The sequence below is a fragment of the Dietzia aurantiaca genome (assembly GCF_021033825.1).
Taxonomy (GTDB): domain Bacteria; phylum Actinomycetota; class Actinomycetes; order Mycobacteriales; family Mycobacteriaceae; genus Dietzia; species Dietzia aurantiaca.
The window spans coordinates 117074-143052 of sequence record NZ_JAIFXZ010000007.1 but is presented as its reverse complement, the minus strand read 5'-3'; the positions used below and the strand labels follow the sequence as shown (position 1 = coordinate 143052).

20 protein-coding genes are annotated in these 25979 nt (G+C 71.0%); 13 read left to right on the top strand and 7 right to left on the bottom strand.

Annotation, left to right across the window (positions count from 1 at the left end):
• Positions 1 to 27 precede the first annotated feature (27 nt).
• Positions 28 to 1539, bottom strand: a complete 1512-nt coding sequence (locus K3888_RS09695; RefSeq protein WP_230930056.1) for a dolichyl-phosphate-mannose--protein mannosyltransferase — start codon at positions 1537 to 1539, stop codon at positions 28 to 30.
• A 94-nt stretch (positions 1540 to 1633) separates the two neighbouring features.
• Between K3888_RS09695 and rsmI the strand changes: the two genes are divergently transcribed.
• Positions 1634 to 2482 (top strand): 16S rRNA (cytidine(1402)-2'-O)-methyltransferase, encoded by an 849-nt coding sequence (rsmI, locus tag K3888_RS09690; protein ID WP_230930055.1) that lies wholly within the window; start codon positions 1634 to 1636, stop codon positions 2480 to 2482.
• Positions 2483 to 2522: 40 nt separating this feature from the next.
• On the opposite strand, the gene K3888_RS09685 is transcribed toward rsmI, so the two are convergent.
• Positions 2523 to 3839, bottom strand: a complete 1317-nt coding sequence (locus K3888_RS09685) for an aminodeoxychorismate synthase component I (protein WP_230930054.1) — start codon at positions 3837 to 3839, stop codon at positions 2523 to 2525.
• A 174-nt stretch (positions 3840 to 4013) separates the two neighbouring features.
• On the opposite strand from K3888_RS09685, the gene K3888_RS09680 reads away from it, so the two are divergent.
• The 5 genes from K3888_RS09680 to rsmA all read left to right on the top strand — a co-directional run bounded on the left by K3888_RS09680 (position 4014) and on the right by rsmA (position 10764).
• Positions 4014 to 5615 (top strand): BCCT family transporter, encoded by a 1602-nt coding sequence (locus tag K3888_RS09680; RefSeq protein WP_230930053.1) that lies wholly within the window; start codon positions 4014 to 4016, stop codon positions 5613 to 5615.
• A gap of 9 nt (positions 5616 to 5624) precedes the next feature.
• Positions 5625 to 7463, top strand: coding sequence for a methionine--tRNA ligase (gene metG, locus K3888_RS09675; protein WP_230930052.1), 1839 nt, complete (start codon positions 5625 to 5627; stop codon positions 7461 to 7463).
• A gap of 8 nt (positions 7464 to 7471) precedes the next feature.
• Positions 7472 to 8338, top strand: a complete 867-nt coding sequence (locus K3888_RS09670) for a TatD family hydrolase (protein WP_230930051.1) — start codon at positions 7472 to 7474, stop codon at positions 8336 to 8338.
• Between the two features lie 279 nt (positions 8339 to 8617).
• Positions 8618 to 9814 (top strand): resuscitation-promoting factor, encoded by a 1197-nt coding sequence (locus tag K3888_RS17845; RefSeq protein WP_308281965.1) that lies wholly within the window; start codon positions 8618 to 8620, stop codon positions 9812 to 9814.
• A 38-nt stretch (positions 9815 to 9852) separates the two neighbouring features.
• Entirely contained in the window at positions 9853 to 10764 is a 912-nt protein-coding gene (gene rsmA, locus K3888_RS09655; RefSeq protein WP_230930093.1) for a 16S rRNA (adenine(1518)-N(6)/adenine(1519)-N(6))-dimethyltransferase RsmA, read from the top strand.
• Here rsmA and K3888_RS09650 read toward each other — a convergent pair.
• Positions 10701 to 11663: a LysR family transcriptional regulator gene (locus tag K3888_RS09650; protein WP_230930050.1), complete on the bottom strand. Its 963-nt coding sequence runs from the start codon at positions 11661 to 11663 to the stop codon at positions 10701 to 10703. The genes rsmA and K3888_RS09650 overlap by 64 nt on opposite strands.
• Before the next feature lie 102 nt (positions 11664 to 11765).
• On the opposite strand from K3888_RS09650, the gene K3888_RS09645 reads away from it, so the two are divergent.
• The 4 genes from K3888_RS09645 to K3888_RS09630 all read left to right on the top strand — a co-directional run bounded on the left by K3888_RS09645 (position 11766) and on the right by K3888_RS09630 (position 17219).
• Positions 11766 to 12770 (top strand): YeiH family protein, encoded by a 1005-nt coding sequence (locus tag K3888_RS09645; protein WP_230930049.1) that lies wholly within the window; start codon positions 11766 to 11768, stop codon positions 12768 to 12770.
• Between the two features lie 37 nt (positions 12771 to 12807).
• Entirely contained in the window at positions 12808 to 13872 is a 1065-nt protein-coding gene (locus K3888_RS09640; RefSeq protein WP_230930048.1) for a 4-(cytidine 5'-diphospho)-2-C-methyl-D-erythritol kinase, read from the top strand.
• A gap of 2 nt (positions 13873 to 13874) precedes the next feature.
• Complete coding sequence (locus K3888_RS09635) at positions 13875 to 15851, top strand: ABC-F family ATP-binding cassette domain-containing protein (RefSeq protein WP_230930047.1); 1977 nt, start codon at positions 13875 to 13877, stop codon at positions 15849 to 15851.
• Between the two features lie 444 nt (positions 15852 to 16295).
• Entirely contained in the window at positions 16296 to 17219 is a 924-nt protein-coding gene (locus tag K3888_RS09630; RefSeq protein WP_230930046.1) for a putative endonuclease domain-containing protein, read from the top strand.
• A 165-nt stretch (positions 17220 to 17384) separates the two neighbouring features.
• On the opposite strand, the gene K3888_RS09625 is transcribed toward K3888_RS09630, so the two are convergent.
• Genes K3888_RS09625 through K3888_RS09615 form a run of 3 tightly spaced genes read right to left on the bottom strand, consistent with a single transcriptional unit; the run spans position 17385 to position 20540 of the window.
• Entirely contained in the window at positions 17385 to 18290 is a 906-nt protein-coding gene (locus K3888_RS09625) for an HAD hydrolase-like protein (protein ID WP_230930045.1), read from the bottom strand.
• Positions 18287 to 18841 (bottom strand): TetR/AcrR family transcriptional regulator, encoded by a 555-nt coding sequence (locus K3888_RS09620; RefSeq protein WP_230930044.1) that lies wholly within the window; start codon positions 18839 to 18841, stop codon positions 18287 to 18289. Before K3888_RS09620 ends, K3888_RS09625 begins: the two co-directional genes overlap by 4 nt.
• A 58-nt stretch (positions 18842 to 18899) precedes the next feature.
• Positions 18900 to 20540, bottom strand: a complete 1641-nt coding sequence (locus tag K3888_RS09615; protein WP_230930043.1) for a GMC oxidoreductase — start codon at positions 20538 to 20540, stop codon at positions 18900 to 18902.
• Positions 20541 to 20664: 124 nt separating this feature from the next.
• Between K3888_RS09615 and ppk2 the strand changes: the two genes are divergently transcribed.
• From ppk2 to K3888_RS09600, 3 genes are all read left to right on the top strand, one after another.
• Positions 20665 to 21588, top strand: a complete 924-nt coding sequence (gene ppk2 / locus K3888_RS09610) for a polyphosphate kinase 2 (RefSeq protein ID WP_230930042.1) — start codon at positions 20665 to 20667, stop codon at positions 21586 to 21588.
• A gap of 95 nt (positions 21589 to 21683) precedes the next feature.
• Positions 21684 to 22727, top strand: a complete 1044-nt coding sequence (locus K3888_RS09605; protein WP_230930041.1) for an enoyl-CoA hydratase/isomerase family protein — start codon at positions 21684 to 21686, stop codon at positions 22725 to 22727.
• A 153-nt stretch (positions 22728 to 22880) separates the two neighbouring features.
• Positions 22881 to 24095 carry an AI-2E family transporter gene (locus tag K3888_RS09600; protein WP_230930040.1) on the top strand — a complete coding sequence of 405 codons (1215 nt, stop codon included), beginning with the start codon at positions 22881 to 22883 and terminating at the stop codon, positions 24093 to 24095.
• A gap of 33 nt (positions 24096 to 24128) precedes the next feature.
• Here K3888_RS09600 and K3888_RS09595 read toward each other — a convergent pair whose 3' ends face one another.
• Complete coding sequence (locus K3888_RS09595; protein WP_230930039.1) at positions 24129 to 25973, bottom strand: serine hydrolase domain-containing protein; 1845 nt, start codon at positions 25971 to 25973, stop codon at positions 24129 to 24131.
• Between the last annotated feature and the right edge of the window lie 6 nt (positions 25974 to 25979).

The window sequence follows — 25979 nt, the reverse complement described above, 5'->3', positions numbered from 1 at the left end:
GTCAGGTGCGCCAGGCTGCGTGGGGGGTCACCGCCAGGACGGCAACCAGAGTTGCATGTTCCATTCGGCCTGCGTGATCGGCGTGCCGGAGAGGATCGGCAGCATGAAGATGAAGTTCACGATCACCAACGCGAGGTACAGGCAGACGATCGCCCGCCCGATGAACCGCCTGCGTGGGGGATCCGAGGATCGGCCGGAGATCTCGCCGAGCACGAGCGAGACCATCATGACGAAGAACGGCACCATCACCGCGGCGTAGAAGAAGTACATCTGCCGGTCGTGCTGGAAGAACCACGGCAGGTATCCGGCGGCGTATCCGACCAGCGGGAACGCGTAGCGCCCGTCGCGGCAGATCACCGCACGCCAGAACGCCCAGGCCAGAACCGGGATCGCCAGCCACCAGATGGCGGGTGTGCCGAGCAGCATGATCGCCCGTACGCAGGAGGCCTCGCCGCATCCGGCCACGTCCTCGCCCTGCTCGACGTAGTAGAGCATCGGCCGCAGGCTCATCGGCCACGTCCACGGCTTGGACTCCCACGGGTGCCGGTTCCCGGCCGAGGTGGTCAGCGACGAGTGGAAGTCCAACACCGAGGACTGGTAGTAGATCCAGGACTGGATGACATCAGGCAGCCAGGTGTCCTCGGTTTTCGCGCCCACCGCGTGGCGGTACACCGTGTTCTCCCCGGCGAACCACGGCAGCCAGGTGAAGAAGTGGAGGATCGCCGGCCAGATCACCAGGGTGAGGAAAGCCGGCGGCGCGTCCCGGAGCAGCGCCCCGGCGAAGGGCCGACGGACCCCGTAGCGGCTGCGCAGCGCCCAGTCCCACGCCACGGTCATCAGTCCGAAGAAGGCGATGAAGTACAGACCCGACCACTTGACGCCCAGGGACAGGCCGAGCATGACGCCGGCCGTGAAGCGCCACCACCTGAACCCGAGTCGCGGTCCGAGGTCGGACAGGTGAAGACGGCCCTCGACGGCGGCACGATGCATGCGGGCCCGCATCTGGTCGCGATCCACCAGCAGTGCGCCGGCGGCCGCGGTGACGAACAGCACCTGGTAGATGTCCAGCATCCCGATGCGGGAGGTGACGAACGTGACGCCGTCGAGGCAGAGCAGCAGACCGGCGACGAGCCCGAGCTGGGTGGAACGGGTGAGCCGCCGGGTGATGCGCATGACCAGTAGCACCACGAGCACGCCACAGATCGCGGCGGTGAACCGCCAGCCCATCGGCGTGTAACCGAACAGCATCCCGCCGATCGATTCGATCTGCTTGGCCACCGGTGGGTGCACGACCAACCCGTATGCGGGGTTCTCCTCGATGCCCAGCTGGGAGATGTTGAACGACTGCGGTGCGTAGTGCTTCTCGTCGAAGACCGGGGTGCCGCGGTCGGTGACGGAACCCAGACCCCAGAAGCGCGTCACGAACGCCAGCACGAGGATGACGCCGGTGGCGATGAGGTCGCGGGTGGACTCGACAGGCCCGGTGTCGGGGGCGGGGAGCGGGCGGCCGGGAGCGCGCACGCCGAGGGTCGAGGTCACAGGGCGAGCATAGTGGGGGGTCCGTGTCGCGCACGGGGGACGCCCGGCGGCAGCAAGGCGTGGCTCGCGGGATGACGGGGATAAGGTGGCTGACATGACGTCCGGACGGGTCGTGTTGGCGGCCACCCCCATCGGGAACCCGGGCGACGCCTCGGGCCGACTCCGCCAGCTGCTCGAGACCGCCGACGTGGTGGCCGCGGAGGACACCCGCCGCCTGCGATCACTGGCCGCGGCGCTGGAGGTCACCATCAGCGGCCGGGTGATGAGCTTCTACGAGCACAACGAGGCCGGCCGGGTGCCGCAGCTGCTCGATCGCGTCTGGGCGGGTGACGTGGTGGCGGTCGTGACCGACGCCGGGATGCCCGCGGTCTCGGACCCGGGGTATTCGCTGGTGGTGGCCTGTATCGAGGATGGTCTGCCGGTGACGTGTCTGCCGGGACCGTCGGCCGTGACCACCGCGCTCGTCCTCAGCGGTCTGCCCGTGGATCGCTTCTGCTTCGACGGGTTCCCGCCGCGCCGCGCCGGGCGGCGTCGCACGTGGCTGGCCCGCCTGGCCGCCGAGGAGCGCACCTGCGTGTTCTTCGAGTCGCCGCACCGTCTCGCCGACACCCTCGCCGAAGCCGCCGAGGTGCTCGGGCCGGATCGCCGTGCCGCGGTGTGCCGGGAGCTCACCAAGACCTACGAGGAGGTGCTGCGCGGAACGCTCGCGGAGCTGGCCGAACGCACGGCCGACGGGGTGCTGGGTGAGATCGTCGTGGTGCTCGAGGGCGCCGACGCGGCGGATTCCGAGGCCTCGCTCGACGATCTGGTCGAGATCGTCGAGGAGCGGGTCACGGACGGTGAGCGCCTCAAGGACGCCTGCGCGGCGGTGGCGGAGGGGTCGTCGCTGACAAAGCGTGACCTGTACCAGGCGGTGCTCGACGCACGCGCGGAGTCTGATTAGTCATCCCACGCGCGTTGTGGGGTCCCCTCAGCGAGCCGCGTCACCAGGGCGCCGGCCCACCGCCCCATGTGAACGCGGCCTTGTGCACGCATTCGTCCCATTCGGCGTCCGGGTCGGAGTCGATGGTGATGCCGCCGCCCACACCGAACTCGCATCGCCCGTCCGGCGCGATCTCCAGCGTCCGGATGGCCACGGACAGGTCGAGCTCGTCGGGCCCGGCGATCCCGACAGCCCCGCAGTGCAGCCCGCGCGCCCGCGGCTCCCACCCGGCGATGAGGCCACGCGCCCGCAGCTTGGGCGTCCCGGTGACGGAGGCGGGCGGGAACGTGGTCTCGACCAACTCGTGGTGCGGAACGCCGGTCCGGGCCGCGACGGTCGAGACGAGGTGCCACACGCCGGGCGCCTCGTGGACTGCCAGCAGTTCGGGCACCGTCACCGAGCCGAGTTCGGCGGTCCGGCCCAGGTCGTGGCGGACCAGGTCGACGATCATGATGTTCTCGGCCACGTCCTTGACCGACGCGCGAAGCAGTGCGGGATCGGCCGCGCGCGGCAGGGTGCCCTTGATGGGGCAGGAGCGCACCTCGCGGCCGCTTCGCGTCAGATACGTCTCCGGTGACAGCGAGACCACCGAGCCCCACGGCCCGGTCATGAACGCCGCGCGCGGCGCCCGGGTCTTCCGCCACAACCGACTGAACAGCGCGAGCGGCTCGCCGCGAAGCCGGCCGTCGAGTCGGGTGGACAGGCAGGCCTGATAGATCTCGCCGGCCCGGATGGCCTCGAGGCACTCCCGGACCGCGGCCTGATGCGACCGCCGGTCCGGGGCCTCCCAGTCCAGACGGGCCGCGGCGGGGTCGGCTGCTGCGTTGGTGACCGCGTCGGCGTCGGCGACCGCGTCGGTGACTGTGTCGGTGGCGACGGCGTCGTCGTCATATCTCCCGAGCCCCAGGTCGCGCGGGGTGGGGGCGTCACCCCGTGCGGTCCAGCGCCCGTCGTGGCCGAGGACGAGCAGGCCGTCGGCGCGGCCGGACACCGCCTCGGGCAGGAGGCGGCGGGCGCCGATCGGAACATCGGGGAACGAACGGAAGCCCAGCGTGTAGCGGGATTCCGCGGCGGGTGCGGGGGAGGGCGAGGGGTCGACGACGACGAGGCCGTCTCCGTCGGCGCTGGCGCTGCCGTCACCGAAGGCGTGCTCCGGTGCCACGGGCAGCAGCTCGACGGACGGGGCGATCACCGCGGCGGCGCCCAGCCAGTCCCCGAGCAGCGCGGCCGGCTGGGGCAGCCCCTCGTAGGTGGCTCGGCGAGCGCAGGCGTCGAGGACGCGGAGCGGGTCCGGCGGCACTTCCGCCCAGGTATGCACGGTATAAACGTGGCAGATCCGCACGACCCGGGTCCAACCGGGGCCGAGCTGGAGACGACCAAACTTACCGACTGGCGGCCCCAACGTGCTACCAGTGGACCTGTGACCATCAATGAAGAGAAAGTCCCAAAGTCTCCACCTGCCAAGGGTGGATCACCGACCAGCGGGATCAGCATGGGTGTGTTCATCCCTGCGCTCATCCTGATCGGCGCGGTCCTCGTCTGGGGGCTGGTGTTCACCGACTCGTTCCAGACGGCGGCGACGGCGGCCTTCGACTGGACCGTGGACAGCGTCGGCTGGGTGTACGTCCTCGCGGCGACCTCCTTCGTCGCGTTCGTCCTGTGGCTGGCGTTCAGCAAGTACGGCAACGTGCGGCTCGGCGGGGACGGCGAGAAGCCGACCTTCCGCACCACCAGTTGGATCTCCATGATGTTCGCCGCCGGCATGGGCATCGGCCTGATGTTCTACGGCGTGAGCGAGCCGCTGGCGCATTTCGTCGAGGATCCGCCGGGAACCAACGGCGGCGTGACCACCGCGATGGCCACCACGACCTTCCACTGGACCGCCCACGCCTGGGCCGTCTACGCGGTGGTCGGGCTCTCGCTGGCGCTGACCGCCTACCGCTACGGCGGGCGACATCTCATCTCCAGCGCGTTCGCCCCGCTGATCGGTCAGCGCCGCGCGGACGGCTGGCAGGGCAAGGTCCTCGACGTCCTGGCGATCTTCGCGACCGTTTTCGGTACGGCGGCCTCGCTCGGCCTCGGCGCGCTGCAGATCCAGGCCGGACTGCAGCAGACCGGAAGCATCACCGGCGAGAGCATCGCGGTGGTCATCGGCATCATCGTCGTGTTGGGCCTGTGCTTCGTCGCCTCGGCGGTCAGTGGCATCGAGCGCGGCATCCAGCTGCTGTCGAACATCAACATGATCCTCGCGATCCTGATGGTGATCTTCGTGCTGGTCTTCTCCGGCGCGGCCGTGTTCATGCTCGACCTGATCCCCACCTCGATCGGCGCGTACATCGACACCTTCTTCGCCATGTCCGCGCGCACCGGCGCGAGTGACAACGGCACCGCCGGCCCGTGGCTGTCGGGCTGGACGGTCTTCTACTGGGCGTGGTGGATCTCCTGGTCGCCCTTCGTGGGCATGTTCCTGGCCCGCATCTCGCGCGGCCGCACGATCCGCGAGTTCGTGGTGGGCGTGCTGGTCGTGCCCAGCGCGCTGAGCATCGTGTGGTTCTCGGTCCTCGGCGGCGCCGCGCTGGACCTGGAGCTCAAGGGGGAGAGCATCTACGGCGACGGTGACGCGACCGTCCAGCTGTTCTCGCTGTTCGAGCACCTGCCGCTCACCGGGCTGCTGTCGTTCCTGGCCATGGCGCTGGTGGCCATCTTCTTCATCACCGGCGCGGACTCGGCGTCCATCATCATGGCGTCGATGTCGGAGTTCGGTGCCGAGGAGCCCAAGCGCGGGGTCGTGGTGCTGTGGGGCGTCCTCACGGCGGGTGTGGCGGTCCTGATGCTGCTGCCGGGCCTGAGCGAGGGCGAGCCCTCTCTGGCGCTGGACAGTCTGCAGAACCTCACGATCATCGCGGCGTCGCCGTTCGTGGTGGTCCTGGCGTTCATGTGCGTGTCCATGCTCAGAGGTCTGCAGTCGGACCCGTTCATCACCGAGAAGATCTACGCGATGCCGAAGAAGCAGCAGGACGAGATCATCGCGGCGCGGGAGGCCGCCGCGCACGGGGGTACCACCTCCTCGAAGGAGGAGGATCCGACCACCTAGGCTGTAGCCATGGCGAAGACAGTCCTCACCGCGGTCGCATGGCCGTACGCGAACGGCCCCCGGCACATCGGACACGTCTCGGGGTTCGGCGTACCGTCGGACGTCTTCTCCAGGTACCAGCGCATGGCCGGCAACGACGTGCTCATGGTCTCGGGCACCGACGAGCACGGCACCCCCCTCCTCGTCCAGGCGGAGAAGGAGGGGGTGCCGGTGCAGGCGTTGGCCGACCGGTACAACCGGGTGATCGTCGACGACCTGGCCGGGCTGGGCCTGAGCTACGACCTGTTCACCCGCACCACCACGCGAAACCACTACGCCGTGGTGCAGGAGTTGTTCAAGGGTCTGCACCGCAACGGGTACATGGTGGCCAAGACCACCACGGGCGCGGTGAGCCCGTCGACGGGCCGTACCCTGCCGGACCGCTACATCGAGGGCACCTGCCCGATCTGTGGCTACGACGGTGCGCGCGGCGACCAGTGCGACAACTGCGGTAACCAGCTCGACCCGATCGACCTGAAGAACCCGGTCTCGAAGATCAACGGCGAGACGCCGATGTTCATCGAGACCGAGCACTGGTTCCTCGACCTGCCCGCTCTGGCCGACGCGCTGGGGGACTGGCTCAAAGGGCGCAAGGACTGGCGGCCCAACGTCCTGAAGTTCTCGCTCAACCTGCTCGAGGACCTGCGCCCGCGGGCTATGAGCCGCGACATCGACTGGGGCATCCCGATCCCGGTCGAGGGCTGGCAGGACCGCGGTGACAAGAAGCTCTACGTCTGGTTCGACGCCGTGGTGGGCTACCTGTCGGCGTCGATCGAGTGGGCGTGGCGCTCCGGTGAGCCGGAGGCGTGGCGCCGATGGTGGACGGACCCGGACGCGGTCTCCCACTACTTCATGGGCAAGGACAACATCACCTTCCACTCGCAGATCTGGCCGGCCGAGCTGCTGGGCTACGACGGCCGGGGGGCCGAGGGTGGCGAGCCCGGCCCGCTGGGCGCGCTCAACCTGCCCACCGAGGTGGTCTCATCTGAGTTCCTCACAATGTCGGGCTCCAAGTTCTCCTCGTCGCGCGGTGTGGTGATCTACGTCCGCGACTTCCTGGCCGAGTTCGGTCCCGACGCCCTGCGTTACTTCATCGCCGTGGCCGGGCCGGAAAATCAGGACACCGACTTCACCTGGGACGAGTACGTGCGCCGTACCAACGCCGAGCTGGTGGGCGGCTGGGGCAACCTCGTCAACCGCACCGTGTCGATGGCGCACAAGAACTTCGGCGAGATCCCGCGACCGGGCACGCTGACCGACGTGGACGCCGAGTTGCTGCGTGAGGCCCGCTCCGCGTTCGACACCGTCGGCGGCCACCTCGACCAGTCACGCTTCAAGGCCGGTGTGACCGAGGCGATGCGCATCGTCGGCGCCGCCAACCGGTACATCGCGGCCACCGAGCCGTGGAAGCTGGCCAAGGAGCCCGACCAGCGTGAGCGACTGGGCACCGTCCTGCACACCGCGCTGCAGGTCGTCTCCGACGCCAACACGTTGCTCACCCCGTTCATGCCGTCAGCCGCCCAGCGGATCCACGGTGCGATCGGTGGCGAGGGAATCTGGGCGGCCGCACCGCAGGTCCACGAGGTCACCGACGACATGCCCGTCGAGGTGGTGGGTTCGGGTGTGCCCGAGCCCGGCCACCAGTACCCGGTGATCATGGGCGACTACGCCTCCGAGAAGGCCCGGTGGGCCCGCAGCGAGATCGTGCCCGGCACCCCGCTGGCCAAGCCCACCCCGTTGTTCGCCAAGGTCGAGCCGGAGCTGGCCGAGACCGGCCCCGAGTGGGCCCCGATCCAGCGCGAGGACTGACCCGGAGTATGGGAAAGCGCAAGCCCCGCCCGACCCCCGTCCTGCCCGAGCCGCTGCCCGGACTCGTCGACGCCCACACGCACCTGTACTCGTGCGGGCACCGCACCGCCGACGAGGTCCGCGCCGCCGCCGACCGTGCGGCTCTGGCCGGCGTGGCCGCGCTCGTGACCGTCGGCGACGACCTGGCCGAGTCGGAGGCCGTGGTGGCCGCCGCCGAGGCCGACGAGCGGGTGTACGCGGCCGTGGCGGTGCACCCGACCCGTGCCCGCGAGGTCACCGACCCCGAGACCGGCCCGGCCGCGCGGGCCCGGCTGGCCGAGCTCGCCGCCCACCCGCGCGTGGTGGCGGTGGGGGAGACCGGCCTGGACCACTACTGGGTGGGGACGATGGACGGTTGCGCCGACCCGGCGGAGCAGGAGGAGTCGCTGCGCTGGCACGCCGGTCTCGCCGCCGAGCTGGGCAAGTGCCTGATGATCCACAACCGCGAGGCCGACGACGACCTCATGCGCGTGCTGGCCGAGGTGGCCGGACCCGGGTCGGGCGTTCCGAGCGTGATGCTCCACTGCTTCTCCTCGCCCCTGGACGTCGCCCGTGAGGCGCTGGACCGCGGCTACGTGCTGTCGTTCACCGGGAACGTGACCTTCAAGGCCAACGAGCATCTGCGCGAAGCCGCACGTCTGGCCCCCGCCGGGCAGATCCTGGTGGAGACCGACGCCCCCTATATGGCGCCCGAGCCGTTCCGCGGGGCCCGCAACGAGCCGGGACTGGTCGGCTACACCGCGCGTGCGATCGCCGAGGTCCGGGGGCAGGCGCCCGAGGACTTCGTGGCCGAGGTCGCCGAGACTGCGCGGGGGATCTTCGGCCTGACGGTCTGACGTAGCAGCGCCTGCCGAAGCGGTCTGACGGCCCGACGCGGCACCGCCGGCCGACGTGGGCGACCGCCCGGCCCACCAGCCGCGGAGGGAGCGTCGTGAGTGGTGTGACTGGAGTGAACAGCGGTGCAATTGTAACGAAAAGTAATCGACGGCCTTCGTCGTCGTCGCATGTCAGGGGTATCACGTTGCCCGACGGTGACAAGATTCGTTACGCTACCGTGATGAAACGTGGACGCCCGATGCGGGCGTCCACGCGGTACGCGAGGAGAGATCTGACAAGTGGTTGATGACGCACGGACCGGCACCCCCACGGACACCGGCAACGGCACCCGCCGGGAGCCGAGGGGACTGCTCGCCCCCGTCACGCGGATCCACCGCTCCCGCTCCGCGCTGCTGCGGTGGTCGGTGGCCGGCATGCTCACCACCCTCGTGGTGGGCGGGGTCGCGGCGGTGGACCAGCGCACCCAGTACACGCTCGAGGTGGACGGCTCGACCGTCGAGCTCGTGACCTTCAAGTCCGACGTGCGCGCCGCGCTCGAGGAGGCCGGCTACTCGGTCGACGAGCGTGACGTGGTCTCCGCGCCCGAGCGGCTCGGCGACGGCGACACCGTGACCCTGCATCGCGCCCGGCCCGTCACCGTCGAGGTCGACGGCGAGGCCGAAGAGGTCTGGACCACCGCCACCACGGTCGCAGACCTCGTCGCCGAGCGCGGCGACGTGCCGCCCCGTAGCTACGTCAGTCCCCGGATCGACGCCGAGGTGCCGCTCGACGGTGCCTCGGTCTCGATCGTGACCCCGCGCGAGGTCATGCTGTCCGACCACGGCGGCCCGCACAGCTCGTTCAGCGCGCCCGGCGCGACCGTGGGTGAGTTCCTGGAGCGACTCGGCGTGAAGCTGGGTGCGCAGGACGTCGTGGAGCCCGCCCCGGAGACCACGGTCGGCCCGGACACCCGGGTGACCGTCACCCGCGTCGCCACCGCCGAGGAGACGGCGGTCGAGCCCTACGACGCGCCCGAGACGACCACCGAGGACCCGGAGGCGCTCGAGGGTGAGCGCACCGTCACCGAGCCCGGCGTGCCCGGCGAGCGCGAGGTCACCTACACGGTCACCCGCGTCAACGGCGTCGAGACCGAGCGTCACCGCGGCGCCGAGACCGTCCTGACCGAGGCCACCCCGGCCGCCGTGAGCGTGGGCACCAAGCCCAAGCCGGCGGTCCCGCAGTCCTCGCAGGGCAGCACGTGGGACGCGATCGCACAGTGTGAATCCGGCGGTAATTGGGCGACCAACACCGGCAACGGTTTCTCCGGCGGCCTCCAGTTCCACCCGCAGACCTGGACCGGGCACGGCGGCGGCCAGTACGCGCCCAGCGCCCACCTGGCCACGCGTGAGCAGCAGATCGCGATCGCCGAGAAGGTCCGGGCCTCGCAGGGCTGGGGCGCCTGGCCCGCCTGCACCTCGCGGCTGGGGCTCCGCTGAGCATCGTCGACCCGGGATCCCAGCCCGCGGGGAAGGGGATCTCCGAGCAGTTCCGCGGGCAGGCCGAGCCGCTCGGCCCCCAGGAGGTCCGCGCGCTGGCCGGCGAGCTGGGCATCAAGCCCACCAAGACCCTCGGCCAGAACTTCGTCCACGACGCCAACACCGTCCGGCGGATCGTCGTGGCCTCCGGCATCGGGCGCGAGGACTCGGTCATCGAGGTGGGCCCCGGCCTGGGCTCGCTGACGCTGCCGCTGCTCGACGCCGCCGGCCGCGTGGTGGCCGTGGAGATCGACCCGGTCCTGGCCGAGCGGCTGCCGCGCACCGTCGCCGAGCGGGCCCCGCAGCGGGCCGGTGCGCTCACCGTCGTGGGTGCCGACGCGCTCGCGGTGACCGGCGCCGAGCTGGGTGAGCCCGCGCCCACCGCGCTCGTGGCGAACCTGCCCTACAACGTGTCCGTGCCCGTTCTGCTCCACCTGCTCGCCGAGGTGCCCACCCTGCACACCGCGCTGGTGATGGTGCAGCTCGAGGTGGCCGACCGCCTGGCCGCCGCCCCGGGCTCGCGCGTGTACGGCGTGCCCAGCGTCAAGGCGGGCTTCTACGGCACCGTCCGCCGCACCGGCATGGTGGGTCGCAACGTCTTCTGGCCCGTGCCCAACGTCGAGTCCGGGCTGGTGCGGATCGACCGGTACGACGAGGCGCCGTGGGACATGAGCGACGAGCACCGCCGCCGGGTGTTCGCCGTGGCGGACGCCGCGTTCGCGCAGCGCCGTAAGACCCTGCGCGCGGCACTGTCCGGCTGGGCCGGCTCGGGTGCGATCGCGGAGCAGGCGCTGGTCGCCGCCGGCATCGACCCCAGGGCGCGCGGCGAGCAGCTCACCACCGCCGACTACGTGGCGATCGCCGAGGCCGCCCGGGAGCTGGGAATCGGGCCGGGGCCCGGGCCCGCCTGACCGCGCACGTTCCTCCGCGCGATCGTCACCAGATCGGCGGCCGGCCCCGAGAGCTGGCGCGGTGGCCGCCACACCGCCCGCAGGCGGCGGTTCAGGTCCAGGCCGTCCACCTCGATCACCCGGAGCTCGCCCGAGTGCACCTGGTCGGACACGGCCAGCGAACTGAGGACGGCCGGCCCCACGCCCGCGAGGACGCTCGTCCGGACGGCGGCGGAACTCCCGGACTCCAGGAGCGGCGCGGCCCGCTCGTACTCCTGTAGTGCCAGGTCCAGCGTGACGCGGGTGCCCGATCCCTGCTCGCGGACAACCAGCGGCGTGGCGGCCAGCTCACGCACGCTCAGGGGCGTCCTTCTCCGCACCCACGGATGACCGGGCGGGACCACCACGACGAGTCGGTCCCGGGCGACGGTCGCGGAGTGCAGGCCGGCCGGGACGGTGGGTGTCTCGACGAATCCCACATCGCACGCCCCGCCGGAGACCTCGTCGAACACCACGGCGGAGTTGCGCACGTTCACGTGTAGGCCCACCTCTCCGTGCTCGCCGCGGAAGTCCCCCAGCCACAGCGGCATGAGGTGCTCGGCCACGGTCATGCTCGCACTGACCGTGAGCTGGGCGGCCCGCTCGCTGTTCAGACTCTCCGCCACGTCGAGCAGCCCGGCCGCCCCCTCGAGGACCTGCCGGGCCCAGTGCGTGATCAGCCTCCCGTGCGGAGTGAGGGTCGCGCCCGACGGGCGGCGCTCGAGCAGGGGCGTCCCGAAACGGTGCTCGAGCTGCTTGATCATCCGGCTGGCGTTGGGCTGGGCCACGCCGGCGGCGCGGGCGGCGGCGCTCAGACTGCCGTGGTCGTCGACACCGGTCAACAGCTCCAGGGCCACGAGGTCCGGCCACCATCTGGTCATTTCCGGATCATATGCCTCCCACCGCTGGCATATCAGAACTATATGTCTCGATGCCGATTCCGTGGCTACCGGGAGACCTCCGCCCGGCCGAGACTGGACGCCATGACCTCCCTGAGAACCGCGACCCGACCAGTCCTGCCGGGTCTCGCGCTGTGCGGCCTCGGCACCATCCTCGCGCTCGCGCTGGGGCGGCTGCTTCCCGCCGTGAGCCCGCTGCTCGTGGCGATTCTGCTCGGGGCCGTCCTGGTGAACCTCGGGCGCGTGACCCCGGGGTGTCGCCCGGGCCTGGCGGTGGCGTCGACCACCTTTCTCCGCGCCGGAATCGCCGTCCTCGGGCTGCAGGTGGCGCTCGGCGACATCCTCGGGCTGGGGTGGCCGGTCCTGGTCGTCGTGGTGTCGGTGGTGATCCTCGGCATCGCGGGGACGATGCTCGTCGGCGCATACCTCGGCCTGGGATGGACGCAGCGGGTGCTCATCGCCTGCGGGTTCTCGGTCTGCGGGGCGGCGGCCGTGGCGGCCGTCGACGGGGTGGTGGACGCCCGTGAGGAGGAGGTGGCCACGGCCGTGGCGCTCGTGGTGGTGTTCGGCACCCTCATGATCCCCGCCGTGCCGCTCGCCGCCGCGGCGCTGGGGATGCCCGAGACCGCGGCCGGCGCGTGGGCCGGGGGGTCGATCCACGAGGTGGCCCAGGTGGTCGCGGCGGGCGGGGCGATCGGGGGATCGGCACTCGCGGTGGCGGTGACGGTCAAACTCGCGCGCGTCCTCCTGCTGGCCCCGGTCGTGACGGTGCTGGGGCTGCAGGCGCGCCGGCGGTCCGCCTCGGTCCCGGGCCTCCGTCGGCCCCCGCTCGTGCCGTTGTTCATCGTGGCGTTCCTCGCCTGCGTGCTCCTGCGGTCGTCGGGGCTGCTCGCGCCGGCGGTGCTCGACGGGGCCGGGGTGGCGCAGACGGTCCTGCTCACCGCCGCGATGTTCGCCCTCGGCACGGGTGTGCGGGTGGCCACCCTCCGCGAGGTCGGCGCGCGGCCGTTCGTCCTGGCCGCGGCGTCCACCGTCTGGGTTGCCGGGATCGCGTTGGTCGGGGTGCGGGTGGCCGGGGTCGCGGCCTGACCGTCGGTTCTGCGGTGGGCGACGTAGGCTGATGGGCATGCTCCGCGAGGTCTCCACCCCCACCGGCCCGCGTGCCGTGACGGCCGTCGCGCCGGCCAAGATCAACCTCCACCTGGCCGTGGGAGACGTGCGCGCGGACGGCTTCCACGAGCTGGTCACCGTGTACCGGGCCGTGGATCTGTGGGAGGAGGTCACGGTCGCGATCGAGGCCGCCGGACCCGACGACGACATCGCCGGTTCCGACGACGACGTCGCCATCACCGTGTCGGGGCCCGGGGCCGACCAGGTGCCCACGGACCGGACCAATCTCGCGGCCGGGGCGGTCGACCTGCTCCGTGAGGAGGCGGGTTCGGATGCCCGGATCGCCATCCGAATTCGCAAGGGCATCCCCGTGGCCGGCGGAATGGCCGGCGGCAGCGCGGACGCGGCGGCCGCCCTGGTGGCCACCGACCGGCTGCTCGGTCTGGGACTGAGCCGGGCGGAACTGGAGCAGCGCGGGGCCCGTCTCGGCAGTGACGTCCCGTTCTGCATCCGCGGCGGAACAGCGCTCGGCACCGGCCGGGGCGAGGAGCTCGCGACGCTGCTGCACGCCCGCGGCGAGCAACACGTCGTCGTGGCACTGGCCGCCGGCGGGCTGTCCACCCCGCTGGTGTTCGGCGAACTCGACCGGCTCCGCGCCGAGCGGGGGACCGCGGAACAGGGTGACGGCCGCGCCCTGCCCCGGGCGGGCGGCACCGAGCAGCTCGTGCAGGCCCTGGCCGGGAATGACCCCGCCGCGGTGGCCGCCCTCCTGGTCAACGACATGGAGCCCGCCGCCCTCTCAATCATGCCCGCGCTACGCCGCACCCTGCGCGCGGGCCAGGAGGCCGGAGCCCTGGGTGGAATGGTCTCCGGCTCCGGGCCGACGTCCCTGTTCTTCTGCGCCGACCGCGAGCACGCGATCGCCGTGGCGGCCGAGATCAGCGAATCCGGCGTCGCGCGCGAGGTGCGCATCACCAGCGGCCCGGTCGGCGGCGCCCGCATCACGAGCGACGCCACCGGCGACCTCGGCCTCGATCACGTCGGCGGCGCACCGTCCGCCGGCGACCCCACAGGAAAGTAGAGATGGCCCCCACCAACCTCATCAACATCGAGCAGGGTTCGATCTCCTTCGGCATCCGCCAGGTGCTCGACAACGTCTCCCTGGGCGTCAACGCCGGTGACCGCATCGGCGTGGTGGGCCTCAACGGCGGCGGCAAGACGACCCTGCTGGAGATCCTCACCGGCGTCGCCGAGCCCGACTCCGGGCGCGTGTCCCGGGTGGGTGACCTGCGGATGGCGGTGGTCACCCAGCGCACGGAACTCGCGGCCGACACGGTCGGCGAGGCCGTGGTGGGCGGACTCGGGCTGGCCACCCACGAGTGGGCCGGCGATGCCCGGGTGCGCGCGGTACTCGACGGGATCGGGATCCATGACCTGGGACTGGAGACCCCGGTGGCGGATCTGTCCGGTGGCGAGCGTCGCCGGGTCTCGCTGGCCGCCGCCCTGGTGCAGGACCTCGACCTGCTGGTGCTGGACGAGCCCACCAACCATCTCGACGTGGAGGGCGTCCAGTGGTTGGCCGATCACCTGGTGGGCAGGCGCTCGGCCCTCGTCGTCGTCACACACGATCGGTGGTTCCTCGACACCGTGGCCACTCATACCTGGGAGGTTGTGGACGGGCGCGTCGAGCAGTACGAGGGCGGCTACAACGACTGGGTGTTCGCGCGCGCCGAGCGTGACCGCCAGGCGGCGGCCACCGAATCGCGGCGGCAGAACCTCATGCGCAAGGAGCTCGCCTGGCTGCGCCGCGGCGCGCCCGCGCGTACCTCCAAGCCGCGCTACCGCATCGAGGCCGCCGAGGCGTTGATCAAGGACGTGCCGCCGCCCCGCGATTCACTGCAGCTGTCGAGCTTTGCTGCGCGGCGGCTGGGCAAGGTCGTGATCGAACTCGAGGACGCCCGGCTCGACGCCCCCGACGGCCGCACCCTCGTCGACGACCTGACCTGGCGGCTCGCGCCGGGCGAGCGACTCGGACTGGTGGGCGTCAACGGTTCCGGCAAGACCACCCTGCTGCGGGCGCTCGCCGGCGAGGCGCCGCTGGCGGCCGGGCGACGCAAGGAGGGCAAGACCGTCCGGATCGGCTGGCTGCGGCAGGAGCTCGACGACCTGCCGCTGGACCAGCGGGTGCTGGAGGCGATCGAGGACGTGGCCGCGCGCGTGGCGTTCGGCGACGACGAGCTCACCGCGTCGCAGCTTGCCGAGCGGCTCGGTTTCTCGCCGGCACGGCAGCGCACGCCCGTCGGCGACCTCTCCGGCGGCGAGCGGCGACGGCTGCAGCTCACGCGCGTGCTCATGGCCGAGCCGAACGTGCTGCTGCTGGACGAGCCCACCAACGACCTCGACATCGACACGCTGCGCCAACTCGAGGACCTGCTCGACGGCTGGCCCGGGACGATGGTCGTGATCTCTCACGACCGCTACCTGATCGAGCGGATCTGCGACTCGGTGTGGGCGCTGTTCGGCGACGGCGGTCTCACCAACCTGCCGCGCGGCATCGAGGAGTACCTCGAGCGTCGACGGGCCGCCGGGCTGGCGGGCGATTCCGGCAAGGTCTCGCGCGCGGCTGTGGCGGGTGCAGGTGCAGGCGCTGGTGTCCGCGCTGGCTCAGATGGCGGCTCCGCGGTTGCGTCCGCCGGGGCCGGGGCTGGTTCCGCCGGAGTGGCGGGCGCCGCTGGCTCCGCCGGCTCTGCTGGCGGCACGGGCACGGGCACGGGCACGGGCACGGGCGCGACGGCCGCCGATGCGTCCGCACCTGCGGCTGCCACGCTCAGCTCCGGTGAGCAGCGCGAGCTGCAGAAGGAGATGAACAAGCTGGAGCGGCAGATGCAGAAGCTCGACAAGCGTGAATCTCAGCTGCACGACGCGATGGCCACCGCCGCGGGGGAGGCGCTGGATACCGAGAAACTCGCCGACCTGGACCGCGAACTCAAGGACGTCGTCACCGAGAAGGAGCAGCTCGAGGAGCGCTGGATGGAGATCGGCGAGCAACTCGAGGGCTGATCTGCTCGCGCGCGGTCCCCGCGGGCCCGCAGCCCCCGCGGGCCCGCAGCCCCTGCGGGCCCGCAATCGCCGTAGTCCCCAAAGCCACTGCACTCCTGTGGTCCAGGCAGCCACTGCAGTCCCCGCTGTCGCTACAGTCCCCGCAGGCTCCGCCACCCAGCCCGAGTACTGCGTCTTGTCTGCACCATTGCGAGGGCTGTTGGCGCCATTGCGAAAATCTCTTCCGCCCACCGCAGTGGTGCCAACAAAGTTCGCGGCCGCAGCGGTGCGGGGCGCTACCGACCGGGCCGGACGCTGCTTTGGGCTGGGCCGCGCATGCGGGGCTGTGCTGGGCGGAGTAGGGCCGGGTTACGTTGCTTTGGTGCCTGTGGATGGTCGTCTGTTCTATCCACAATCGCGCGGTCGATCGTCTCGGCGGTGGTCAGTGAGGCTGAAGATGGACTGGTGACCGCACCGAGTCGTGGAAAACCGTTGAATCGCGCATCTCCGTCGCAGCGCGATGCTCCCTTCCTCGGCAGTGACGCGATCGCGGCGGGGCGGCTCAGCCCGTACCAACTGCGCACTCGGTACAGGCGCTTGTTCCCGGATGTGTACGTCGTGGCGTCGTGCGTGGTGACGCCGGAGACTCTTGTGCGCGCGGCTGCGCTGTGGGCGCCTGAGGGTTCGGTGCTCGGCGGCGCGGGTGCGGCCCTGTTGCATCATGAGCGCTGGTACGCGCCGGAATCCGTCACGAAGTCGACTGACATTTATTGTCCGGGCACGCCGCGAAAAGTTTCGGGCGTGAGGCTCCGCCGCTGGTCGCGCGCGTTCCCGAAAGGACACCTGGTGGAGAAGGAAGGGGTCCGATTGACGTCCGCAGCCAGAACCGCCGTCGATGTGGGGAGGTGGGAGGACGACGACGATATCGCCATCGCCAAGATCGACGCCGTCTGCAACCGGGGCGGGATCACGGTGAGCGCTCTGGGAGAGACGATTGACCAGATGAGCGGTCTGCACGGGGTAAACCGGATCCGATCGCTGCTCCGATGGTGCGACGAGCGGGCTGATTCTCCGCCGGAGACACGTCTACGGCTGATGTTGATCCGGGCCGGACTGCCGACGCCGACCCCGCAGCTGGTCATCCGCAACGAGTACGGCGAGAAGATCGCCAAAGCGGACCTCGGATACGAGAAGCACAAGGTCGCGATCTTCTACGACAGCGAACTTCATCGTGAGAAGGGGACCTGGGAGTTCGATGCGTGGGCCAACGCCCAGATGGCAGAGCTCGGGTGGGAGAGGTTTCGCGTCACGGCTCAAATGATGCGCAGCCCGGGGATGCTGACGCGGCAGATCGGCTCGGCGGTCATGCGGGGAGATTGCTCTGGTTGAGGAAGGAAGTCGAGCAGTTGAAGGTCGCGGCCAGGGCCTTCAGGGCGTTGTGTTGGCATCACTGCGAAGTACCCGCCGCGTTTTCGCAGTAGTGGCATCAAGCGTCGCCGTGGTGTCGACAAAGGTGCGGGAGGGGCGGGGAGGGGGGGGTGGTGTGGGGGACGGTCAGTGCCGGGGCGCCGCCGCGTGGATCGCGGCCACGAGGGCATCCGGATCGGTGAGGTCGGGCAGAACCACGTGGGCGCCGGCCGAGTGGAGGTGGTCGGCGGAGACCCGCCCGGTCGCCACGCCGATGCAGCGGGCACCCGCATCGAGTGCGCCGCGCACGTCGTGCACGTGATCGCCCACCACCACTGCCTGCGCAGGCGAGACGTCGATACCTCGCGCGCGGGCGGCGGCGACCGCGTCGAGGATCAGGTGTGCCCGGTCGCTGCGGTGATCGCCGAACGCCCCGAGCGAGGGATCGGGCAGGCCGTCGAACCCGCAGACGCGCAGCTTGAGCAGCGCGGTCCTACGCATGTTGCCGGTCACGATGCCCTGGTGAACGAGAGGGTCCGCGGCCAGCGCGCGAACAGCGTCATGGGCGCCCGGCAGGGAACCGCCCCCGCCGTCGAGGAGGTCGTCGGCGAACGTCTCGCACCGCTCGGCCACGGCATCCATGACAGCGGGTACGAGACGGTCGGCGCTGGTCAGCTCGCCACCACCGGTGAGCGTGGTGTCGGTGGCGTTGTCGTCGTCGATTCTCATCCCGTTGCGCACCAGCAGATCGGTGAGGATCGCGCGGTCGGTCCGGCCGGCGAACGACACGCCCATCACCGGCTCGCGGCCGAGCAGGTCGGCGAGGACCGGGGTGATCATGCGGGCGCCGAAGCCGGCCGGGTCGAGAAGGGTGAGGTCGAGGTCCCAGAGCACGAGCACGGGCACGAGCGCCGGTGGGGACACGGGCGCGGCGGTGGGTGCCGGAGCGGCCGTAGGCGGGCCCGGCGCGGCCGGAGTCGGGTCCGAGGCGGCCGAAGGCGAGGCCGGCGCGGCAGCAGCGCGGCGGAGCGCGGCGAGGTCCGCGCGCGTCATTCGAGCAGGCTCGCCACGAGCGGCCCCAGCCACGTGCGGAGGAAGGTGCGCAGGTCGGCGTCGGAGCGGGCCTCTGGTGAGTCCAGGCACAGCACCGACCAGCCCACGTGGACGCCCACGTCGGAGAAGAGGTCCAGGTGCGGAACCAGCTGCGGGAACTGCTCGGTGGCGGGCACGAGCAGCGACCTGGCGTACCGCCGCGCACGTTCGGCGGCGCCCGGGTCGAAGATCGGGTTGGAGCCGCCGGCCAGGGTGAGGGTCCGCAACAGGGGGTCGCCGAGGATATGTCCGCGGGTCACCACCAGGATCTCCACCAGCAGGTCCAGCGGGGTGGTGGTGGAACTCTGCAGGTCGGAGACCGCGCCGAAGAGCGAGGTGAGCCGCTCGGAGATGGCCTGCGAGACCAGCTCCTCGCGCGTGCCGAAGATCGAGTAGACGGTCTGGCGGCTCACGCCCGCACGTTTGGCCACGGCCGCGATTGTGACGCCGTCGAAACCGGCATCACCTATCACCTCGCGGGTGGCGTCGAGTATGGGTTCGCGGGAGCGCACGAAGACAGTATCCCCCAGCAGGGGGCGAGCGTTCGCGTTCCCCCGCCCCGGGCCGACCTCAGACCACCGCCCCCACGTCGTGACGCACGATCCGATCCAGCGCCCGCTCGGCGATCGCGGCGATGGTCCACGACGGGTTGCAGGCCGCGGTGGTGCCGGGGATGAGCGCGCCGTCGACGACGTAGAGGCCGCGCTGGCCGAGCACCCGCCCCTCGAGGTCGCAGACGCTGTCCATCGCCGCGCCGCCGAGCGGGTGCCAGGTGGAGTTCACCATCGTGTTGGTGTCGGTGAGATGTCCGGTCGGTCCGACGATCCGGCGTGCAGTCCGGTCGATGTGGCCGAACACGATGTCGTCGTCGCCCCCTTCCGGCCACCTGATCACGCCGCGGTCCTGCGCGGCGTCGTACACGATCCGACCGCGGTCGGCGCTGACGCCGTAACCGACCATCATCGTGGAGTGGATCTCGGCGCCGACCGACGGGATGGACGCCTGGATGAGGGTGTGCGCGCTGCGCGGATCGTCCCAGTTGAGACTGCCGTAGACGACCGGCCCGCCCTGGACGGCGCCGAAACCGGCGGTGGGGTCGGACCACAGGTAGATGCGGTCGGCGTTGGTGCCCCAGCCGCTGCCGATCCCGTCAGGCAGGTCGGTGACCTCGTCCGTTGCGGCGGCGCGCGTGAGCAGTGTGCTCGTGCCCACCGACCCGGCCGACAGGATGAGCGTCGGCGCGCGGAGGGCGAGGGTGCGGAGCAGCCGGCCTGTGGTGTCGAGCACCTCCACGTCGAGTTCCCAGCGGCCGTCGGGCAGCCGCCGCATGGCTCGTACGTCGTGTAGCGGCCGGACGTCGACGAACCCTGTGGCCTCGGCCCGCTCGAGGTAGGTGACGTCGACGGAGTGTTTGCCGCCGTTGTTGACGCCGAGCGAGCCGTCGCCGTTGGTATAGGCGGGTTTCATCTCGCCGCGCAGTTCGGCCAGCGCGTAGTCCCAGTCGATGGGCATGGGGATCTTGCGCAGCGGCAGGCCGGCCTCGCGGACGCGCCGGGCGAAGGCGCGCGCGACGGCGTAGGTGGGAGAGTTGATCAGCTCGTCGGGGGCCTCGGCCAGCCGCAGCATGCGGGCGACGCGCGGGTAGTACTCGCGGTCGAGCTCGTGCCAGTCGAGGCCGGAGGGGAACCAGGTGTGGAAGAGCTCTTCGGTGGGTTGGAGCGCCATGCCCTGGTAGATGAGGGAGCCGCCGCCGACGCCGGTGGCGCAGACGGAGGTCATGTTCTCGCCGACGGAGGCGTCGAGGAGGCCGGTGTAGCGCGGGAGGTCGACTGGGCGGCCGAAGACCTCGGGGGAGGAGCGGAACCACAGGGCGCGCTCGTCGGGGGCCGTGGCGTCGGGGAAGGTGGTGGCGTCCGGTCCGGTGGGCCAGCGGCGGCCCCGTTCGACGACGACGACGGGCACTCCCGCCTCCGCGAGTCGTAGTGCGGAGATCCCGCCTCCGAAGCCGCTGCCCACGACCAGGACGCGATGGTCTTCGATCGCGTGGGGGATCCGGGTGGCCGGGCGGGCGGCCTCCGGGCCGGCGGATCCGGGGGCCGGTGTGGCGCCGGCGGGCCCGGTGGGCTGTGCTCCGGCGGGATGTGCGGTGAGTGCGGTGAGGCCGGCGGCGGTGATGGCGCCGAGGAAGCCCCGGCGGGAGAGGTGGTGCATCGAATCCTCGTCTCGGGCGGTGGGTGACAGCCGTCACCGCGCGCAAAGTTAGACAGTCGTCGCGGATACTGTCAAGTTCTTCGTGTGGGGTCGACGAGGCGCTGCGCCCCCGTAGGATCGGCCCATGAGCAGCGGGAAGAGCGGCGACAAGAAGTCCGGCGGGAAGAAGTCCTCGTCCGGCAGCGGCACGAAGAGTGCCGTGACGGGCGGCGGCGCGAAGGGCGACTCCAGGGAGCTGCTGCCCAGTGGGCTCGAGAAGCTCCCCAAGAAGGAGTACGAGACGGAGCTCAAGCGGCTCCAGGCCGAGCTCGTGGAGATGCAGGCCTGGCTCCGGGAGACCGGAAACCGTCTGGTGGTGGTGTTCGAGGGGCGCGACGCCGCAGGCAAGGGATCGGCGATCAAGCGGCTCACGCAGTACCTCAACCCCCGCCACGCCCGCGTGGTCGCGCTGCCCGTACCGACGGAGGTGCAGCGGACGCAGTGGTATTTCCAGCGCTACATCGAGCACCTGCCGGCCGCCGGCGAGATCGTGATCTTCGACCGCTCCTGGTACAACCGGGCCGGCGTGGAGCGCGTGATGGGGTTCTGCACCACCGACGAGTACCGCCGTTTCCTGCACCAGGCGCCGATCTTCGAGCGGTTGCTCGTGGAGGACGGGATCATGCTGCGCAAGTACTGGTTCTCCGTCTCGGACGAGGAGCAGGAGCGTCGCTTCCGGGACCGGAACAAGGACCCGATGCGGCGGTGGAAACTCTCTCCCATGGATCTGGAGTCCATCAACCGGTGGGAGGATTACAGCCGGGCCAAGGACGCGATGTTCGTCCACACCGATATCCCCGAGGCGCCGTGGTACACGGTCGAGTCGGAGGACAAGAAGCGGTCGCGGATCAACGTGATCTCGCACCTGCTCTCGACCATTCCGTGGGAGAAGCTCGAGCCGCCGAAGTTGGAGATCCCGGAGCGGCCCGAGGAGACCGACTACGTGCGGCCGCCGCGGGAGGAGTTCCGCTACGTGCCGGATGTGGCCTCGCAGCTGCTCGACGACTGACCCCGGGCTGCTCCCGGACGCCCGGGCGGGGGCGATGAGGTAGGAATTCCTAGTATCTCTGCGCCGGGCCGGGGCGGGCCTGTCAGACTGGGGCCATGAGCGAATTCGTCATCACCCGGCGCGAAGGCCGGATGCAGCACATCGTCCTGGACCGCCCCAAGGCCCTGAACTCGTTGGACCTGCCCATGTGCCAGGCCCTGCACTCGGCGTTGGACGAGGTCTCGGGGGATACGGCCGTCGAGGCCGTGGTGGTCTCCAGCACCTCGGAGAAGGCGTTCTGTGCCGGCGGCGACATCCGCGCGCTGCGCGACGCGGCGGCGGCCGGCGACCACGAGGCGAACCGGACGTTCTTCTCCGAGGAGTACGCGATGAACCTCGCGTACCACACGAACCCGGCTCCGACCGTGGCCGTGATCCACGGCGTCGCGATGGGTGGCGGGCTCGGCATCTCCATCAACGGCTCGCACCGGGTCGTGACCAAGAAGGTCATGATGGCCATGCCGGAGACCGCGATCGGCTTCATCCCGGACGTCGGCGCGAGCCACTTCCTGCCGCGCCTGTGCGGTGGCGGGGAACGCGGGCTCGCGGTGGCGATCTACCTCGGCACTACGGGCGTGCGTCTGAACTCAGCCGACGCCCTCTACACCGGTCTCGGCACCCACCTGATCGACAACGACGACCAGGAGGCGTTCATCGCCGCGATCGGCACCGACGGTCTCGACGCGGCGCTCGAGCGTTTCGCCCGTGATCGGTCGGAGGCCGGAGAGTCTGCCGTGGAGACCCATATCGACCGCATCGTCGACGTCTTCTCTCGCAGCACTGCGCAGGAGATGGTGGCCGCGCTGCAGGGTGGCGAGCAGGACGAGTGGGCCACCGCGACACTGGAGATGTTCCGCTCGCACTGCCCGACCTCGGTCATCGCGACCATCGAGCTGCTGCGTGCCGGCGCTGGGGCCGCGGGCCTGCGTGAGTGCCTGGACAACGAGCTCGCGCTCGGCGCCTGGATCACCGCTCGCCCGGATTTCATCGAGGGCGTGCGTGCCGTGGTGATCGACAAGGATCGCAACCCGTCGTGGGACCCGGTCGATCTCGACTCGGTCGACGTGGACGCGATCCGCTCCGCGCTCGCCGGAGCCTGACCCGGACCTCGCGGTCCGCGGCGTCTCGCGACTTTCCCCGCGGCCGGACATCCGGCCGCGGGGCGGGGTTCCGCGCCGTAGGCGATCGCGGTGCGCCACCGCGTAATGTCGTTGCGCGTAGGGCGATCGTGGTGGCAGGGCCGAGGAGGACGTATGTCAGAAACCGCTGGTCGCGACGCAGACGCGTTGTCGGCCGACTCAGAGGAAAGTGGATCCGTTGCTGCGGCGACGAGTGAGGAGACGCATTCCGACGAGGCCGTGAGCGAGATCGCTGCTCCGGAAGAGGAGCCCAAGGGCTGGGGAATCGCGGCCGTCACCGTCGTGTCACTGGCCGCGGCGTTCATCGTGCTGTGGGGCATCTCCGAGCATTCGCACATGGTGATGCCGGCGTTCCTCGCACTCAACCTCGTGATCGCCGCGCAGCCACTGCAGTCTCTGCTCGAACGGGTCGGCGTGCCGCGCTGGGGCGGGATGATCATCGTCCTGCTGGTCCTGTATCTCCTGCTCATCGCGCTCGTGGGCATGCTCGTGTGGGCGCTCTGGATCGCCGCGGAGGAGATCCCGCAGTACCAGGACAAGTTCTACGAGATGTACCGGGAGTCCATCGAGTTCCTCGGCCGGTTCGGGCTGAGCCAGGATCAGGTCTCCGAGGCCTTGAGCGGGGTGTCGCCGACCACCGTGATCGGCGCCCTGCAGAACGTCGCGGGCCAGGTGTCCTCGGCCGGGGGCCAGCTCACCATCCTGGTGATCGCGCTGACCTTCCTCGTCTTTGACATCCCCGGGGTCTCGCGGCGCCGGGCCACCATCGCCCGCCTCCGGCCCCGCCTGGCCGACGCACTCGACTCGTTCGGCGACGGCCTCAAGTCGTACTGGATCGTGGCCACCGCGTTCGGTCTCATCGTCGCCTTCATGGACGTGGTCGCGCTCTGGATCCTCGGCGTCCCGCTGGCCCTGGTGTGGGGCGTGCTGGCGTTCGTCACCAACTACATCCCCAACATCGGCTTCGTGCTGGGCCTCGTTCCGCCCGCTCTGTTCGCCCTGCTCACCGGCGGCGTCGGGGACGCCATCTGGGTGGTGGCCATCTACAGCGTGATCAACCTGGTGATGCAGAGCTTCATCCAGCCCAAGTTCACCGGTGACGCAGTGGGCCTGACCCCGACGGTCACGTTCCTGTCGCTGGTGTTCTGGGCGGCCGTCGCCGGCCCCCTCGGCGCGATCCTGGCGGTCCCGCTCACCCTGGCGTTCAAGGCGTTCCTGGTGGATGCCGACCCGCGCATGGCGTGGCTGTCCACCTTCCTCACCACTCCGGACGCCGACTCCAAGCGCGGCAGACTCCGGGCTCGGAAGCTGACCGCCGCCGCGAGCTGAGCGCCACAGGGCCCGCCCGCCATTCGGAGTGTCTCAGTCCTCCACGCGGGTGAAAGTGCCCATGCCGGCGCCGTCGAGGAGGTCGACGGCCATCGTGTCGCCGTCGAAGGTGACGCTGCCGCGTGAGCCGGGCGGCCAGGTCTCGCCCTCGGGGCTGATCGCGAACGTGGCCCCGTCCCAGTGCTCGAGCCGCCAGGCCTGCCGGTCGGGGCCCACCGCCAGCACCAGGGCGGGGCCGGTGCCCGCGGCCGCGCCGGTGTCCGTGGATCCGGCGACGGTGTCGTCGTCGTCCTCCCGCCCGTCTTCGGCCGCGTCGCCCGACCCGCGCGCCTCGCGCACCTCGACGTCACCGAAGTAGGCGTTGCGGTAGACACCCAGCAGGTCTTCCACGGGCGGGGCGGCGGCGGGTGATTCCGGGCGCCGAGCCGAGACCAGGTCGCCGATCCCGGCCCGGAGCGGGGCGAATGCGGTGGCGAACAGCTCGCCCCACGGTTGCGCGGGATCGCCGTACTGGGCGTAGTCGGCGAACCGGGCGTTGATCGTCTCCGGAACCCCGATCGGTGCGGCGTTGGTGAGTGTGACGATCCCCAGGTCGAGGTCGGGCATCATGAGCATCGCCGTGGCCGCGCCCTGCGTGGAGGCGCCCGAGTGGCTCCACTGCACGCGGCCGGACGAGCTCGTCCCGATGTCGAAGCCGTAGCCGTAACTGCCCGTGCGGTCGGCGCCCGACTGCGGCGGCGAGGACACGACCTGCGGGGTCAGCGACTGCCGCAGCGCATCCGGGGGGACCACCTGCTGGCCGGAGGGCCCGGCGCCGTCGGCGAGCACCATCGTCATCCACTTGGCCATGTCTGCAGCGGTCGAGCTCAGCCCGCCCGCGGGCGCCTGCGCGTCCGGGTCGCGCGCGGGATCGGCGGGGACCCACCCGGCCTGGGACCCCGGCCCGGAATCTGGTTCAGATCCGGACCCGGAGTCATCCCCGGCCTCGCCCGAGCCTGTGTCGGAGTCGGTGGCCCGCACGTGCCCCACGGCGCGATTGCCGCGATCGCCGAGCTCTTCGTACGAGTACGAGGACTCGCTCATCCCGAGCGGCTCGAAGATGAGCTCGCGACTGAGCTCGTCCCACGGGGTCTCCGCGGCCGTCGCGACCGCCTGCGCGCCCGCCGTGAGACCGAAACCGGCGTACGCGTACGAGGTGCGGAACTGCTCGAGCGGCAGGTGCCGTAGCCCGTGCAGGATCGCCGGCCTGTCGTACCCCAGATCCTCCAGATCGCCGCCCGCATGTTCCGGCAGCCCGGAGCGGTGCGCGAACATATCGCCCACGGTGACCTGCTCCGACGCCCGCGGGTCCGAGAGTTCGAACCACGGCAGGTACTCGCGGACCGGCGTGTCCCAGCTGACCTCGCCGCGGGCGCTCTCGGCCGCCACGACGGTCGCGCTGACCGGCGTGGAGATCGACGCCATAGGGAACACGGTCTGCGCGTCCACGGCCTCGCCGGTCTCGGTGCTCCGCACCCCGAACCCCTCGGCCAGCACCACCTCGCCGCCGTGGACCACAGCCACCGAGGCGCCGGGAACCCCCGACTTCTCTAGCTCGTCCTCGACGATGTCGGTGACCTTGCCGATCGCGTACTCGATGCGATCCTCGCCCACCTCGAGCCCGGAGTAGGCGGCCGGACTCTGTCCCGGTTCGGGCTTGGGGAGCGGCGCTCCGCACGCGGCGACGGTGGTGAGGACGAGGCCCCCGGCGGTCAGCGACCACATCCGGCGGCGGACGGCGACGCGACCCGAATCCCGGCCACGGGGTGTGGTGGGCAGAGAGGCGCGGAGCCGTGCGATCCGCCCGGCTCGCGCGGCCCGGGACGGGGGAGTGAGCATGTGCCC